This is a genomic window from Acinetobacter sp. S4400-12 (assembly GCF_024129495.1).
Classification (GTDB): Bacteria; Pseudomonadota; Gammaproteobacteria; order Pseudomonadales; family Moraxellaceae; genus Acinetobacter; species Acinetobacter lwoffii_C.
In genome coordinates this window covers 99,227-114,756 of the sequence record NZ_JAMXYB010000005.1, presented here as the reverse complement: position 1 = coordinate 114,756, position 15,530 = coordinate 99,227, and the positions used below count along the sequence as shown (strand labels likewise).

Here is a 15,530-nt window from a genome sequence, read left to right as displayed (position 1 = left end):
AGGCCATCATAAAGCCCACCGGAGTGGGCTTCAATTAAAGAAGATTTTTCTTGTAATTTAGTTCTCCAGCCACAGACCATCCTGCATATGTAAAATTCGGTCTGCTGCATGTGCCAGCTGTTCATCATGGGTAACGATCAGCATCGCCATATTAAATTCACGACGCAGCTCTGTCAGCAGTTCAAATATTTTTTCCGCTGTTTTACGATCTAGGTTGCCAGTCGGTTCATCGGCCATCAGCAGCTTGGGTTTAGTCACCACAGCCCGTGCCAATGCTACACGCTGGCGCTCCCCGCCTGACAGCTCCCCAGGCTGATGCGTCAGGCGATGAGACAGTCCGACACGTTCCAGCAGATATTCAGCCTGCTGTTTGGCTTCCTTAAAGCTGGTTCCTTTGCGTAGCATCAAGGGCATGGCCACATTTTCCAATGCAGTAAACTCTGGAAGAAGATGATGAAACTGGTAAACAAAGCCCAGATGTTCATTTCGCATATAGCCGCGCTCTGCCTCGGACAGATTATCAAAGCGGCGACCATTGACCATCACCTGCCCGGCTGTCGGGCGATCAAGCCCGCCCAGCACATGCAATAAGGTACTTTTACCGGAGCCACTGGAGCCAACAATTGACACAAATTCACCAGCTTGGACCTGCAATGAAATTCCCTTAATTACTTCAACAGTCGATTTTCCATCTGTAAAAGACTTCTGAATACTCTGGGCATCTAAAATCAGATTACTCATAGCGCAATGCCTCTGCCGGTTGAATTTTCGCTGCTCGCAAAGCCGGATAAATGGTAGCAACAAAGCTTAGCGCCAGTGACAGACCGACAATTACAACCACATCTTGCCAGCGCAGATAAGAAGGTAAATAGTTAATAAAGTAAGCATCAAACATATTTAAACCGAATGCAGTATTTAACCAGCCAATAAAACTGCTGATACTGGTCGCACTAATAATGCCCAGAATTGCCCCAGCACACGTACCAATGACTCCAATCACGGTACCTTGCACCATAAAGATTTTGGTAATTGTGGCAGGTGAAGCACCTAAGGTCCGCAAAATCGCAATGTCTGATTTCTTGTCAGTCACCACCATGACCAGCGATGACACAATATTAAAAGCTGCCACCAGAACGATCAGAAAGAGAAGCAAACTGACCATGGCTTTTTCCATCTGGATCGCGCTGAATAGATTGCCGTGGGTATAGGTCCAGTCAGAGGCATAGAAATTAGCTGGCAAATCACGTGCAATTTCCTGCGATACTTGCGGAGCAACGAAAATATCATCCAGCTTCATGCGTATCCCCTGCGCGCCATCTGGCAAACGCAGTAAGGTCGAGGCATCATTCAGGGCGATATAGCCCATCATCGAGTCTACTTCGGCACCAATACTAAAAAGGCCAACCACCTTGAAACGCTTAAAGCGTGGCACCACTCCTGCCGGCGAAGGTGTGGCTTCAGGTAAAACCAGGGTAATGTTGTCATTCAGGCCAACCCCCATGGCATCGGCCATCTGCTTACCTAAAACAATCCCGAATTCACCCTTTTTCAGCTGATCAATACTGCCCTCAACCATATGGTTTTGAATGATCGAAACCTTCTTTTCATATTCTGGTTCAATCCCGGTCACCATAATTCCGGCGACCTGTCCCTGAGCGGTCAGCATCCCTTGTAACTGGGTAAATGGTGCTACCCCCTGAACATGCTCATGCTGTTCAATTTTGTTTGCAAGTTCAGGCCAATTTGTTAAGATTTGTGTTGAAGAAACAGTTGCTTGAGGTATCATTCCCAAGACACGGTTTTTTAGCTCGCGATCAAAACCATTCATCACAGATAACACTGTAATGAGGACGGCTACACCGAGTGTGAGACCGATCATTGAGACCAGTGCAATAAAAGAAATAAAGTGGTTACTACGCCGTGCGCGAGTATATTTCAACCCTATATACAGCGAGATTGGTTTGAACATACCATCTAGTCCGAGGTAATAAATTATGGAAAATCTCCAGCATCCAAGCGGATTCGCGGAAAGACGCGTCATGTCTCGAATCGATGCTGCCTTACGAATCAATTATCAGATTATTTCCGATGATGTTGCCTTAAATGACCCTTATGACTCTAATTTTGTCTTGCCTCGCTATTTTCTACTACTTGCCGAGTTAGATCAATTTGATCATGCTGTTAACTACGAATTAGAACAATTGTCTGAAAAAGATCAACAAATTTCTCGAATCTTATCCTTATTTAATCAAAAATTAAACCTTATTACTGGCTCTTTATACGATGCCATTGTACAAAGCCTGTTGCCTATACCGGAACAGGTCAACTTTTCGGAGACCGGTTTTAGCTTCTTTAGCAACCATCTGATCAATGAAGGCACTTATTTACATGTGACCTTAAGCCATCCTGAGAACTTCTTCCATATCGCGGCAACCGCACAGGTGGCCTATAGCCGTGAAGAAGAAAATGGCAAATACCGGACGGGAGCTTATTTTATTACCTTACATCCGCAGGATCGCGTCAAGCTGGGTGAGTCGGTCAAAAGCAATTTCAGTCAGTAAAATGTAAATCTCAAAAGTCTTCCGGAAGGCGAGCAGAATAACTTGCCTTAATCGCTTTAGAAAAATAAACCAGTAAACCTAACAGTAAAATAACCACGCCTACCAGCGCCATAAACGATAATTTTTCATCATTCAATATCACGCCGACAAACAGGGCAAACATCGGGGTGACCACTGTCGTTAAAGAGAGTGTGGTTGCCTTAATTTTTTGTACCAGTTTAAAGTAGCAGAACATAGCGACCAGTGAGGCCATAATCACCGTATAACTGAGCCCGATAAGGGATTTGGCCTGGGGGATTTCGGTTGGTGCAAATTGCCAGATAAAAGGCAACATAGCACCAGCCAGTAGTGCCGAAACTGCAATCGAACCGGCCGCCTGCGTCATTGGCTCAAGTGGTGCATTGATCTGCTTCACCCAGAACATGGAAGCACAATAAACAACCACACTGAGCAACATCAGCCCAATACCCACAGGCTGAATATGCTGGTCTTTACCGCCAATACAAATAATACCAAGTCCCAACAGGGCAATCGCCATACCTAACCACTGTGAAGGATAAAGTTTGAGCTGAAACACAAAACGACCAATCAGGCCGGCAATAATCGGAGACAGCCCGAACATCAGCGCGATAATCCCAGAGCTTAAATAGCCCGTCGCCAGATAGGTAAAAACCTGTGAGCCAATAAAGCTGCATGCCCCGGCCAGATAACTATGCAGGGAAATCCGGTCTAGAGAAAATCGGCTTTTAAATATCCACAGCAGTACAAAAGCAAATGGTAAGGCCAAGAAAAAGCGCAAGGCCAACGCCCAAAGTGGATGCAGGTCTGTGACACTCCAGACAATTGCCAGCGGTGTTGTTGCCCAGATAAAAACCAATAAGGCATAGGTCACAATCATATTGGTTTGTATAGGCATGGAATAAAGCTCTTAGAGAACGGAAGTTTTACGTTTCTGCTTTTGAATGGTTTGGTCTAATGAACTGGAAAATTCACGCTTATCCCGTTCAGAAATGGGGGGTGGGCCACCCGTCTGCACCCCTGCGCCACGCAAGGTATCCATAAAATCACGTAAATGCAGACGTGCCTTCACATTGGCTTCAGTATAGATTTCCCCGCGTGGATGAATGGCAATTCCGCCCTTCTCTATCACCTCTGCAGCCAAAGGAATATCTTGGGTAACTACAATATCATGCGCTTTCATACGATCCACAATTTCCTGATCCGCCGCATCTGCTCCGCTCATGGCCTGAATCGAGTTAATCCGTACTGAAGGCGTAATTCCTATAGGCTGATTGGCTACAAAAGTCACTTCCAGCTGGTAGCGATCTGAAGCGCGGATAATCACATCTTTCAGGATACGAGGCAATGCATCGGCATCGACCCAAAGTTTAAATGGCAACACAAAGCTTTCCATAAAGGGAGAAATCCCGATTAGTGTAGCAAATCATCCGCTCAAGGTTGAAGATTAAAAGTATGGTTCTGGCTTTTTCTATGCAGAAAACCAAGGCTGGAATCCTTGTACAGCTGGCCTTCAAGAAAAAATAGATTTCATCCGATTTACATTTTAATTTTAAAATTCATTCAATTGACTTGAAAAATCGTAATAACCCTCGATTAACATAAATAAGTCATCCAAGATCAATTGTGTATATGAAAAAACAGAATAGCCCAGAGATCATTACCATTGATGATCAGAATTTCGGTAGTCATGTCGAGCATTGGACCTTGCTGACCGAAAATCCAGGCACAGATGTTCCCCAATGGTTAGGCCAAGCTCTTGACGCGCCTGTTATGCCCATGGGCCTGTGTACGCAAGAAGGTGAAATGGATGAAACGACCTGGCTGATTCAGGGACCTAGCAAAGCTGCGGTGCAGTTGAGTCAGGTGATTGCGGTAGAAAACAACAAGCCTCAGGCTGTAAAAACCGCATTTCCATGTTTTGAAAGCCCGTATCAGATCAAAGCCAGTATTGACCGGATTATTTCCTGCAAATCCAATACCCAAGCTGTGCTTTGCCTGAATCTTGGTGCCAACAGTATTATTTATGCTTTCGACAACCTGTATAGCGTTAATCGACAGCATTATGAAAAAGACCAGTCTTATATCGTCAACCTGAATGCCTGGGCTTATGAGCTTGAAGCCGTCGGTGATCATGAACATCTGGTGGTGGATGATCCGGCATCCATTAAACATCACCGTGCCCTAAATGATATTCTGGCGGCCAATAACGGTGTGGCTCCTGAGAATTTGCAGGAACAGATTGATGCATGGGAACCCAAAACCGAAGAAGATAAAGAACCCGTCACTGTCGATTTTTCCAAAATGGTGGCTTATCTCTACGGCGAAACCTTGGGGCAGGAAGATGAAGCCTGGTTCCAGGGCAATATTGTCGGCAAAACCACCATGCAATTTATGGCTCAGAACTATACTTTATACGATGTCACCCTGCTTCATGATGAAGGCCAGCCCGCCACCCTCATCCGGATTGCTACTCGCAATACCGAATATAAGGATTTTGAAATCGGACAGTATATTCGAGGCAATCTCTGGATTCAGGCCAGTATCTATAAAAAATCAGCATAACTTGCAAAGAGAGGAGATATTCACTTATAGCCGAATATCTCCTGGTTATTTTTAACTTAATTTTTTCTATTTTCCGATTATTTTTGAAGGGGTGATTGAAGCGAAAATAATGAATTTCGGCTTTATTTTACTTCGTTTTATAAAAGCTTTTAAACCCAATGAAGCGTTCTTGTGAATTTGTTTTTAATTGAGCTTTTGAGATTAAAAAAATTATGAAATTAAAAACTTAGAATAAATCTTTAGATATTAAACTCGGTTATTTAAATAATACGAACTTTAACAAGTTTAGCTCGGAATGTTCTTTATTTAATCAATTTTTTATGATAAAAATACGGTCAACAAATAATGATTTACGATAAATAGATCGGACTATAAATATCTATGAAAATCGTGCAAGAAGAAAATTTACAGCAAGTCGAACATCGACTTGGTTCCCGCTATGATCTCGATATGATGTCATGTGTATTTTTTGCACTGGGCATGCTGATCTGTGGTTTTATCCTTCATACTTTTATTTTTTAAACTATAGCTGCACAAAAAAAACCCGGCCATTACCGGGTTTCTGCTTTTCAGGCATTAAGCATTGCGTTGAGCGAAGTCATCCATAAAATTCACCAATGCCTGCACCCCTTCCAGAGGAACAGCATTGTAAATGCTGGCGCGCATACCGCCAACTGAACGGTGGCCGGCAAGATTCAACAAATGATTGGCTTCAGCTTCTTTCAGGAACTGTTTTTCAAGTTCTGGATGAGCCAAGGTAAATGGCACATTCATGATTGAACGGTTTGCCTTAGCAATCGGATTCGCATAAAAATCGCTGGCATCAATATAGCCATAAAGCAAGTTTGCTTTTTCCATATTCACTTTATGTATAGCCTCTACACCGCCATTTTCTAGCAGCCACTCAAATACCAGACCTGACAGGTACCACGCATAGGTCGATGGAGTATTGACCATAGAGCCATTTTTAGCCTGATCCGCATATCTCAGGATGCTTGGAATCTCAGGTTTTGCCTGATCCAGCAAGTCTTCACGGATAATCACCAACGTTAAACCGGCAGGACCAATATTCTTTTGCGCACCGGCATAAATCAGACCAAATTTAGACACATCCAGTGGCGCAGACAGAATACTTGAAGAGAAGTCACATACCAGTGGCTTATCTGTTTCTGGAATATCCGCAAATTGCAGACCGCCAATGGTTTCATTGTCGGCATAATGCACATAAGCTGCGTCATCAGACAATGTCCATTCGCTTTGTGCGCTAATGGCATATTTACCTTCAATCTGGGTGCCAGCTTCAACGACATTAATATCACCATAGCGCTTTGCTTCTTTCAGGGCTTTTTCAGACCAGATCCCCGTGTGAATATAGTCAGCTTTGTTGTTTTTACCCAGCAAATTCAAAGGGATCGCCGAGAATTGTAAGGATGCTCCACCCTGCAAAAATAATACTTTATAATTTTCAGGAATATTCATGAGCTTACGTAAATCAGCTTCTGCTTTTTCAGCCACCGCAACATAGTCGGCACTACGGTGACTCATTTCCATGATCGAAAGCCCCTTACCATGCCAGTCCAGCATTTCAGCTTGAGCTTTTTCAAGAACGGCAGTAGGTAATGCAGCAGGACCAGCACAGAAGTTGTACGCGCGCATGATTTTTCCTTTCAGAGTGAAACACAATAAAATGATGGCATTTAACCATATATCAGCCTTCCTTGCACAAAATTATTTCAATCCAGGAAGTGAAATACAGTCAAAAAATCAATCTAGATTCAAAGGATAATTTGAATTTTTTCTATTTTTAGTTTTTAAATTCATGATTTCACTGCATAGAAGTTATATGGATAAAATATGGCCGCACTCAACTCTGAAGGTATTTTAGGAGCGGGGGAAGTTTGGGAATAAAAATAGTATAATTTTTCAATTTGTGCTTGTTTAGACGCGATCAGGATAACAATCAAAGTAGATCATTTAAACGGGATGGATTTCAATTACAACAATACTACAACTTTACTGTCGCCTGTCTTGCAAATACTTGATTTATAATTCAGCCTAGACTGATTTAATGTGACTTTTACATCACTAACTTGATGAACATGAAGAAAAATAAACCATATGTCTGCTGGGGTTTTAGTGTGCTTGCATTCATGATGTATGGCAGTTTTAGCTATGCACAAAACATCAGCTTTCAGGATGCAGAACGACAATTGCTACAGCGCTCTTATTCGGGTCAGGCTTTTCAAAGCCTTGAGCAGGCTTCTAAACTGGAAGCCGAAGCGATTAAAGGAATTGGATTACCACATATCGACCTCAATGTCCGGGCCTATGCCTTTCGCAATGAATTAGACATTCCTTTAGGGGCGGTTAAAAATAATCTTGATGAGTTTAATTTAGACCAGAGTATCGCTGACCCGCTTAAAGAAAGCCTGAAACAACCTATTCGGGATGGCGTGGGTTTACTTCCAGATTCAACCAATGTAGTGCTTGAAGACCAAGTGGTCCGCCCTAGTGTTTCAGTTATGATGCCACTTTATACCGGTGGACTGACCCGCAGTGCCAAAGAGGTTGCCACGATTCAGGCTGGACGCAGTGAACTGAGCAATCAGCAACAGCAAGATACACAGCGTTTTGAACTGATTCAGGCCTATTTTAGTGTACAACTGCAAAAGCAGTTATTAGAGGCAGCGCGTTTTAATTCAAATGCCATGCAACAACATTATCGCAATGCCCTGAAAATGGAACAGCAGGGATTTATTAGCAGAGGGCAGCGTATGCAGTTTGAAGTGGCGCGTAATAATGCTGATCGAACCCAGCAAAATACTCAGGCCAATCTGAATGCTGCACTGTTCCAGTTGAACAACTTATTGCGGGACAATACCATTACCGAGTTGAGCACACCTTTATTTGTCAATCGGGCTGAACCACAAAATGTAAATATCCTGCTCAGCAGTTTTAGCCAGAATTCACCTTTAATTAAAAAAATGAAACTGGATACCGAACTGGCTAAAACCAATGTCAAAGCCCAGCAGGCAGCTCAAAAGCCAAATGTCTTTGCCTTTGGCGAATACAGTCTGGACGCACAGCAAAACTGGATTGTTGGGGTTGCAGCACGTTATAACTTGTTTTCCGGCATTGATAAAAACAAGAATATTCAGGCTGCCGAACTGAAACGTTATGCTGCCGAACTGATGACAGCACGTACCCAGCAGGAAGTTGAAAACCTGATTTATAAATCGTTTAGTGAAGCAGTCAGTGCCCAGCAAAGCGATGTTTTATTACAACAAAATATGAAAGTAGCTCTGGAAAACTTGCGTATTCAAGAATTGTCTTTTAAGGAAGATGTCGGCACTGCAACTCAGGTAATTGATGCACAAAATATGCTGAGCAGCTTAAAGGCAGAGACAGCATTAAATGCTTATAAGTATGTTATCTCCCTCGCCACATTATTACAAAGTCATGGCTCTATTGCTGAGTTTCCAGACTATATGCAGCATGCCAATACTCACTATATTCGTTGATGGAGCCAAATATGACTGATGAGCAAAAGCTTGATCCTCCGGTTAATGAACCTGCTTCAAAAGTAGCACACAACAATCAAACTGAAGAAAATCCTGCCGAAGCACAACAGAAAAAGTCTGGCAAGAAATATCTGCTGGGCAGCTTGATTCTGGTCATTCTGGTTTTGATTGGATTTGGCCTCTGGAAGACCTATCAACCTAAAGCGCTCGAACTGCAAGGCCGGGTTGAAGCGGAAACAGTTCAGATTGCGACCAAAGTTCCAAGCCGGATTGAAAGGATCTATGTACAGGAAGGTGATGAAGTAAAGAAAGGCCAGGTACTGGTTAAGTTACATAGTCCTGAAATTGAAGCGAAAAAACAGCAGGCACTCGCCACTTTGCAGTCTGCCCTAGCCCTCCAATCCACCGCAGAACGCGGTTCACAGGACGAAAATATTGCTTCTCTGCAGGCCAACTGGCAATCACTGAAAGCGCAAGAACAGCTGGCAAAAACCTCCTATCAGCGGGGGGCAAACCTGTTTAAAGAAGGAGTGATTTCCCGTCAGCGCCGCGATGAACTGTATGCAGCGTCACAGTCGGCCACACAAATGACTGAAGCGGCCTATCAGCAATATATCCGCGCCAAACGTGGCAGTACACCGCAGCAAAAAAGTTCAGCCGATGCACAGGTGGACATCGCCCGGGCAGCGGTGGCCGAAGCCAATGCCCTTGAGGCAGAAACTGAATTACTGGCACCGATCGATGCCACGGTATCCAAAACCTATGGCAATGTTTCGGAGCTGGTCGCAACTGCTGTACCTCTGGTCAGCCTGATTTCGGCAGAACGCTGGGTCAGTCTGAATATCCGTGAAGATCAATATGCTTCTTTACACGAACAAAAGCAGCTCGAAGGTTATATCCCGGCCCTTAATAAAACCGCGAACTTTAATGTAAAAAGTATCAGTGCTGAAGGTGAGTTTGCCACGATCAAGACTACCCGCCAAACTGGCGGTTATGATGTGCGCAGTTTTAAAGTTCATCTCGTGCCTGCCGCCAAAATTCCAGAGCTGAAAGTCGGCATGAGTGTATTGTTTAAACTGCAAGAGCCGAAATAAATGGCAACTGGATTCTGGGCCGGCATTCAGCGTGAATTGGCCTATTTATATAGAGAAAAATGGGACCTGGCACTGGTCTTGCTGGCCCCTGCCTGCATTTTAATTTTATTCAGCAGCATGTTTGCCAAAGGCAAACCTGATCATTTACCGATTGCTATTATTGACCAAGATCAAAGCAGCCTGAGTACTCAGATCTATGATCATTTATCTCTGAATTCTACTCTGCGAGTGTATAGCGTTTCTGATCAGAGCGTTGAGGTTGAAAAACTGCTCAACCAGAATAAAATCTGGGGCTACATCCATATTCCTACAGGTGCCGAACAGCGACTGGTCCAGGCACAAGATGCCGAAATCAGTATTGCCTTTAATCAGAGCTATTTCAGTATCGGCAATACCATTTCTTCAGCCATGTTACTCAGTACACTACAGGCAATGGCTGAATTTACCGGAAAACAGTATCTGGGCAATACTCTGCCTGATCTGAATGCACCAACACCGAATATTAAAATTTCTCCACTTTATAACCCGCAGCTGAATTATGAGTTTTATCTGGAACCGTATATGGTTCCGGCGATTCTGCATTTGCTCTTGTGTTGCTGTGTGGCTTTTTCAGTAGGTCAGGAGCTCAGGCGGCATACTTTTCATCATTGGGTTAATAAACAGAATCTCTGGTCAGCCCTTCTCTCTAAGAATCTGGTCTATGTGACGATCTTCTGTCTCTGGACCTGGGCCTGGATGTTGTGGATGGTTGAGTTCCGCGGCTGGTTTATTGCCGGCTCATTCTGGCTGATTGTATTGGCTCAAATCTTATTCTATAGCGCCTATGCCTTTATCAGTAGCGCGGTCGTACTCGCTACACAGGACCTGACCAAATCTTTTGGTCTACTCGCGGTCTATGGTGGTTCATCGCTCAGTTTTGCCGGTGTGACTTTACCCTTAAATAATGCCCCGCTGTTTACCCAGTTCTGGGCCCATATTATTCCTTATACACCTTATGCCAAATTACAAACCGAGCAATGGGTGATTGGCAGTCCGCAAGCTATTTCACTGCAACCGATGTTAATACTGATAATCTATGTACTACTTTACGCCGGACTGGCCTATATTTTTTTAAAGAAGACCACTAAAGGAGTGTCGACATGAAAGCACTCTGGAGGGCTTACTGCAAAACCTTTAAAGATATTGTCAGCAATAGCAGTATTTTTACCACGCTGATTCTCTCGGTACTATTTTACAGCTTTTTCTATCCAACCGCCTACAAAGCTGAACAGGCCGAAGCCTTGCCGATTATTATTGTCGATGAAGAGCAAAGCGCCCTAACCAGCAGCATTATCAGTCACGTCAGTCAAAGCCCGAATGTACAGACCATAGCCGTCACCGGGAATTTTGCTGAAGCCAGGCAATGGGTAGAATCTCAAAAAGCTGACGGGATCTTGTTATTACCGGACAATCTTTCACAATCCCTTCTACATGGGGAAAATGGGGGGATCGGGCTATACCTGAGTGCAGCCAATTTCCTGATTACTAAACAGATTGGCTTAGGTCTAGTGGCTTCCGTTGAAAATACTCTAAGTGAATATACTGAACGTTTTAGCGAAATTTCACATTTCTCACCTGCCCTGTCTATTCACCAGATTCCGCTTTTCAATCCCCTATCCGGCTATGGCAGTTATGTATTTCCAGCTGTTGCACCACTGATTATTCATCAGACAATTTTTCTGGGACTTAGCATGCTAATTGCCCTGTACCGGGAAAATAAACAGATACTTAATCTAACTACCTTGGGCGGGATTGGTCTGGCCATTTTGATGATTGGTTGTCTGGGCTGTTATTACCTGTTTGGCTTTACCTTCTGGTTGTTTGACTATCCACGTGGTGGCAATTTCTGGGGCATGCTACTCGCTGTACCAGTGTTTGTGTTCTGTATAATTGGCATCACGATCCTGTTCGCCAGTTTTCTAGATATGCCGGAACGTGCCGGACATGTAATTGTCTTCACTTCCATTCCATTTTTTATGCTGTCCGGAGTTGCCTGGCCACACGCTGCAATGCCCGTCTGGATGCAATTCATTGGACAGGCTTTACCTTCGACACAGATTGTTCAAATGTTTATCCAGCTGAATCAGATGGGCGTGCCCACTCATCTGATTCTAGGAAAGCTTGCTTATCTGTTTGTGGTCGGCATGATCTGCATAGGCTTAGGCTATTATCGACTACGCCCACACAGTTAAATTAAGCCGTGTTTCATTAAGACCCATCCAACACAACGTTATTCACCAAAAACCTGAATATTAAAGTTACGAATTTTGCTGCTACCATGAGGCTGATCAAAACTGACATCATATTGCACCAGATTTTTGGGATAGGCAATTTCATAACTGATCTTATATTGAGTCACTCCTTTTTCCTCTTCAATGCGTTTGCTCATTAAAGTTTTGGTCTTATAAGCTTCTTGAGGAATCGTGCGAGAAAAGCGCTTCATTAGCTTCTGGTTATCTTTAAATTCTGCCTGTAGCTGAGGTTCAAGATGGGTCAAAAATTCATCATATTTACCCTCGCGCAAATCATTATAAGCAGCTTGCGCAGCCTGTTCCTGTGCCGGACTAGGATTCGGAATCTCCTCTTGAGTACAGCCATGCAATCCGATCAGGGTAGCCAGTAGCATTAATCTGGTTTTCATCATTCACCTTTTTTTAGTCGATGTATGAAAAAGGACGCCGCAGCGTCCTCTTGTTCAGTGAAGAATTTACTCTTTTACTGTAGCGTTATCATCTGCCTGTTCAGCATCTTGCTCACCAGCCACAAGATCCGCAGTCGACTCTGTATTTTCAGTATCTGCCAATACATCCAACTCTTCATCTTCAACCGCTTCAATGGCTTCTACACCAACCAGTGTTTCATCTTCACCAAGACGGATCAGACGAACCCCTTGAGCATTACGGCCAGTTTGTGCAACTTCGGATGCACGAGTCCGTACCAATGTTCCGCCATCTGAAATCAGCATCAACTCTTTAGAAGCATCAATCGCAACTGCACCTACAAGTTCACCATTACGCTCGGACGTCTTGATTGCAATTACGCCTTTACCGCCGCGTTTCTTGGTCGGGAATTCATCTACTGTGGTACGTTTACCATAACCATTGGCAGAAGCACACAGCACTTCACCTGTTTCTGGAACGACCACCAGTGATACAATACGGCTAATAAAGCTGGTTTCAATCGCCTCGTCATCATCAGACTCGACATCTGCATCTTCGGCATCTTCGACCTGAGCAGCGCCGATGGTTACACGCATACCGCGTACACCTTTGGCTGAACGCCCCATGGCACGAACATCAGTTTCTGCAAAACGGATTGCCTTGCCTTCATTCGAGAACAGCATGATCTGCTGTTCGCCATCGGTAATGGCCACGCCAATCAGGGTATCATCGCCATTCAGCTCAATCGCACGCAGACCATTTGAACGGACATTGGAGAACTGTTCCAGTTCTACACGTTTAATCGTACCGTACTCGGTAGCCATAAACACATAGAAGTTTTTACGCAGGTTTTCTGCCAGCTCTGCAAATTCAGCAACAACTTCATCATCCAGATCAGTCGCAGAAAGCTCAACGCCCAACTCCTTCAGCTGAACACGCAAGGCATCAGACAGGTCATCTCCATCTTTAAGCTCTGCAAATGCTGCTTCCAGACCCGCATAATGCTTGGCGATAATGTCATTCTTCTGCAGCTGTTCCATATTTGCTTTTACAAAGCTACGGAAGCCTGCCAGACGCTCTTTGAATTTCTTCGGCGCTTCCATGACTGGCAGAATCGCAGTAATGGTTTCATGCTCTTCCAGTGGTAACAGGTTGACCATTGGACGGCCTTTGGAACCACGTGAGGCTTGCGGCACTTCAAACACACGCAGACGATAAACTTTACCAACATTAGTAAAACAAAGCACCGTAGCATGGCTCGAGGTCACAATCAGATGTTGGATATAATCATCTTCTTTCATCGAAGTAGCAGACTTGCCGCGGCCACCACGACGTTGTGCGGCATAATCAGACAATGGCTGAGTTTTTGCATAACCTGACTGGGAAACAGTCAATACCATCTGCTCTTCTGGAATCAGATCTTCACGCGAGAAGTCGATACGAGACTCAACAATATCTGTCTTACGTGCATCGCCATATTGTTGCAGCACCAGCGCAAGCTCTTCTTTAATCACATTCATCAATAAGTTGAAGTCATTTAAGATAGCAGTATATTCAGCAATTTGAGCCAAGATTTCAGAATATTCAGCTTGAAGTTTATCCTGCTCAAGACCGGTCAAACGGTGTAAACGCAATTCCATAATCGCGTTGACTTGAGTCGGAGATAAACGATACACATCACCATCAATACCAAATGGACGGTTTGGATCTTCGCCTTCAATTTCATCAGGACGTACAGAAACAGCGCCCGCCTTTTCAAGCAATGCTGCCACACCACCTGCTGCCCACTCACCCGCTTGCAAACGCTCACGCGCTTCAGCAGGGTTAGCAGAAGTTTTGATGGTTTCAATGATGGCATCAATATTTGCCAGCGCAACTGTCAGGCCTTCTAATATATGACCACGTTCACGTGCCTTGCGTAATTCGAACATGGTCCGGCGGGTCACAACTTCCTGACGGTGACGGATAAACGCTGCAACGATATCTTTCAGGTTCATCAATTTTGGCTGGCCATTGTCCAGGCAAACCATATTAATGCTGAACGAGTTTTCCAGCTGGGTATTCAGAAACAGGTTGTTAACGATGACTTCAGCATTTTCACCACGCTTCAGGTCAATCGCAATACGCATCCCATCTTTATCTGATTCGTCACGAAGTTCTGAAATTCCTTCGAGTTTTTTCTCTTTAACCAGCTCGGCAATACGCTCAATGGTTTTAGCTTTATTGACCTGATAAGGAATTTCAGTAAATACAATGGTGGTACGGCCAGACTTCTGATCTTCCTCAAAATGGTATTTACCACGGATATGCAAACGGCCTTTACCGGTGCGGTAAGCATCAACAATCCCTGATTTACCATAGATAATACCGCCTGTAGGGAAATCTGGACCGGAAATATGCTCCATTAATCCTTCAATGCTGATATTCGGGTTATCTGCATAGGCCAGACACGCATTCACCACTTCTGTCATGTTGTGCGGTGCCATATTGGTTGCCATACCAACTGCAATCCCCGCAGCACCATTGACCAACAGGTTTGGAATACGGGTCGGCATCACTTGTGGAATACGTTCTGAGCCGTCGTAGTTGTCTTCCCAGTCAACGGTATCTTTTTCAAGATCCGCCAGTAATTCATGGGTCAGCTTACGCATGCGGACTTCGGTATAACGCATCGCAGCAGCACTATCGCCATCGATCGAACCAAAGTTCCCTTGTCCATCTACCAGTTGGTAACGTAAACTGAAGTCCTGTGCCATGCGTACAATTGTTTCATAAACGGCTAAATCCCCATGCGGGTGATATTTACCGATGACGTCACCTACAACACGGGCAGACTTTTTGTAAGCTTTGTTGTAGTCATTGCCCAATTCGTGCATTGCGAAAAGCACACGACGATGAACAGGTTTTAGACCATCTCGTACATCCGGCAAGGCACGTGAAACAATCACGCTCATTGCATAGTCTAAATACGAGTGCTTGAGTTCATCCTCAATGGCAATCGGTCTAATTTCCGATACGCTCATGCATACTCCTTATTCTATAAGCCAGCTTTGGCTTATATTTATATGTCGT

Annotated in this window: 14 protein-coding genes; 7 read left to right on the top strand and 7 right to left on the bottom strand. The window is 44.3% G+C overall.

What is annotated here, in order from left to right:
* Window positions 1-57 precede the first annotated feature (57 nt).
* Window positions 58-741 carry a lipoprotein-releasing ABC transporter ATP-binding protein LolD gene (gene lolD, locus NI461_RS04395; protein WP_151203511.1) on the bottom strand — a complete coding sequence of 228 codons (684 nt, stop codon included), beginning with the start codon at window positions 739-741 and terminating at the stop codon, window positions 58-60.
* Window positions 734-1,969: a lipoprotein-releasing ABC transporter permease subunit gene (locus NI461_RS04390; RefSeq protein WP_253156643.1), complete on the bottom strand. Its 1,236-nt coding sequence runs from the start codon at window positions 1,967-1,969 to the stop codon at window positions 734-736. Before NI461_RS04390 ends, lolD begins: the two co-directional genes overlap by 8 nt.
* A 25-nt stretch (window positions 1,970-1,994) precedes the next feature.
* Here NI461_RS04390 and NI461_RS04385 point away from each other — a divergent pair, with 25 nt between their 5' ends.
* Window positions 1,995-2,561 (top strand): PilZ domain-containing protein, encoded by a 567-nt coding sequence (locus tag NI461_RS04385; RefSeq protein ID WP_151205892.1) that lies wholly within the window; start codon window positions 1,995-1,997, stop codon window positions 2,559-2,561.
* Between the two features lie 10 nt (window positions 2,562-2,571).
* Here NI461_RS04385 and NI461_RS04380 read toward each other — a convergent pair whose 3' ends face one another.
* Window positions 2,572-3,477, bottom strand: a complete 906-nt coding sequence (locus NI461_RS04380; protein ID WP_253156641.1) for an EamA family transporter — start codon at window positions 3,475-3,477, stop codon at window positions 2,572-2,574.
* A gap of 12 nt (window positions 3,478-3,489) precedes the next feature.
* Window positions 3,490-3,975: a YaiI/YqxD family protein gene (locus tag NI461_RS04375; RefSeq protein ID WP_161982755.1), complete on the bottom strand. Its 486-nt coding sequence runs from the start codon at window positions 3,973-3,975 to the stop codon at window positions 3,490-3,492.
* Between the two features lie 236 nt (window positions 3,976-4,211).
* Between NI461_RS04375 and NI461_RS04370 the strand changes: the two genes are divergently transcribed.
* The gene (locus tag NI461_RS04370; RefSeq protein WP_151203501.1) at window positions 4,212-5,144 is read left to right on the top strand and encodes a hypothetical protein; all 933 of its coding nucleotides are present in this window, start codon (window positions 4,212-4,214) and stop codon (window positions 5,142-5,144) included.
* A 381-nt stretch (window positions 5,145-5,525) separates the two neighbouring features.
* Complete coding sequence (locus tag NI461_RS04365) at window positions 5,526-5,666, top strand: hypothetical protein (protein ID WP_162850556.1); 141 nt, start codon at window positions 5,526-5,528, stop codon at window positions 5,664-5,666.
* Window positions 5,667-5,720: 54 nt separating this feature from the next.
* On the opposite strand, the gene serC is transcribed toward NI461_RS04365, so the two are convergent.
* Window positions 5,721-6,800, bottom strand: a complete 1,080-nt coding sequence (gene serC, locus NI461_RS04360; protein ID WP_151205889.1) for a 3-phosphoserine/phosphohydroxythreonine transaminase — start codon at window positions 6,798-6,800, stop codon at window positions 5,721-5,723.
* Window positions 6,801-7,237: 437 nt separating this feature from the next.
* On the opposite strand from serC, the gene NI461_RS04355 reads away from it, so the two are divergent.
* From NI461_RS04355 to NI461_RS04340, 4 genes are read left to right on the top strand one after another with little or no spacing between them, the layout of a single operon-like run.
* Window positions 7,238-8,665: a TolC family protein gene (locus tag NI461_RS04355; protein WP_253156639.1), complete on the top strand. Its 1,428-nt coding sequence runs from the start codon at window positions 7,238-7,240 to the stop codon at window positions 8,663-8,665.
* An 11-nt stretch (window positions 8,666-8,676) separates the two neighbouring features.
* Window positions 8,677-9,759 carry an HlyD family secretion protein gene (locus tag NI461_RS04350; protein ID WP_151205887.1) on the top strand — a complete coding sequence of 361 codons (1,083 nt, stop codon included), beginning with the start codon at window positions 8,677-8,679 and terminating at the stop codon, window positions 9,757-9,759.
* Window positions 9,760-10,902 (top strand): ABC transporter permease, encoded by a 1,143-nt coding sequence (locus tag NI461_RS04345; protein ID WP_151205886.1) that lies wholly within the window; start codon window positions 9,760-9,762, stop codon window positions 10,900-10,902.
* Entirely contained in the window at window positions 10,899-11,990 is a 1,092-nt protein-coding gene (locus NI461_RS04340; protein WP_151205885.1) for an ABC transporter permease, read from the top strand. The genes NI461_RS04345 and NI461_RS04340 overlap by 4 nt, the downstream gene beginning before the upstream one ends.
* Window positions 11,991-12,028: 38 nt before the next feature.
* Here the strand turns inward: NI461_RS04340 and NI461_RS04335 are convergent, their stop codons facing one another.
* Together NI461_RS04335 and gyrA are read right to left on the bottom strand one after the other, a co-directional pair.
* Window positions 12,029-12,439 carry a DUF3887 domain-containing protein gene (locus NI461_RS04335; RefSeq protein WP_151205884.1) on the bottom strand — a complete coding sequence of 137 codons (411 nt, stop codon included), beginning with the start codon at window positions 12,437-12,439 and terminating at the stop codon, window positions 12,029-12,031.
* 66 nt (window positions 12,440-12,505) lie between these two features.
* Entirely contained in the window at window positions 12,506-15,481 is a 2,976-nt protein-coding gene (gene gyrA / locus NI461_RS04330) for a DNA gyrase subunit A (protein ID WP_253151289.1), read from the bottom strand.
* Between the last annotated feature and the right edge of the window lie 49 nt (window positions 15,482-15,530).

Excerpts from the sequence above, each read along its gene's own strand:
- lolD (WP_151203511.1), bottom strand. The coding sequence starts at position 741 with ATGAGTAATCTGATTTTAGATGCCCAGAGTATTCAGAAGTCTTTTACA.
- NI461_RS04390 (WP_253156643.1), bottom strand. The coding sequence starts at position 1,969 with ATGTTCAAACCAATCTCGCTGTATATAGGGTTGAAATATACTCGCGCA.
- NI461_RS04385 (WP_151205892.1), top strand. The coding sequence starts at position 1,995 with ATGGAAAATCTCCAGCATCCAAGCGGATTCGCGGAAAGACGCGTCATG.
- NI461_RS04380 (WP_253156641.1), bottom strand. The coding sequence starts at position 3,477 with ATGCCTATACAAACCAATATGATTGTGACCTATGCCTTATTGGTTTTT.
- NI461_RS04375 (WP_161982755.1), bottom strand. The coding sequence starts at position 3,975 with ATGGAAAGCTTTGTGTTGCCATTTAAACTTTGGGTCGATGCCGATGCA.
- NI461_RS04370 (WP_151203501.1), top strand. The coding sequence starts at position 4,212 with ATGAAAAAACAGAATAGCCCAGAGATCATTACCATTGATGATCAGAAT.
- NI461_RS04365 (WP_162850556.1), top strand. The coding sequence starts at position 5,526 with ATGAAAATCGTGCAAGAAGAAAATTTACAGCAAGTCGAACATCGACTT.
- serC (WP_151205889.1), bottom strand. The coding sequence starts at position 6,800 with ATGCGCGCGTACAACTTCTGTGCTGGTCCTGCTGCATTACCTACTGCC.
- NI461_RS04355 (WP_253156639.1), top strand. The coding sequence starts at position 7,238 with ATGAACATGAAGAAAAATAAACCATATGTCTGCTGGGGTTTTAGTGTG.
- NI461_RS04350 (WP_151205887.1), top strand. The coding sequence starts at position 8,677 with ATGACTGATGAGCAAAAGCTTGATCCTCCGGTTAATGAACCTGCTTCA.
- NI461_RS04345 (WP_151205886.1), top strand. The coding sequence starts at position 9,760 with ATGGCAACTGGATTCTGGGCCGGCATTCAGCGTGAATTGGCCTATTTA.
- NI461_RS04340 (WP_151205885.1), top strand. The coding sequence starts at position 10,899 with ATGAAAGCACTCTGGAGGGCTTACTGCAAAACCTTTAAAGATATTGTC.
- NI461_RS04335 (WP_151205884.1), bottom strand. The coding sequence starts at position 12,439 with ATGAAAACCAGATTAATGCTACTGGCTACCCTGATCGGATTGCATGGC.
- gyrA (WP_253151289.1), bottom strand. The coding sequence starts at position 15,481 with ATGAGCGTATCGGAAATTAGACCGATTGCCATTGAGGATGAACTCAAG.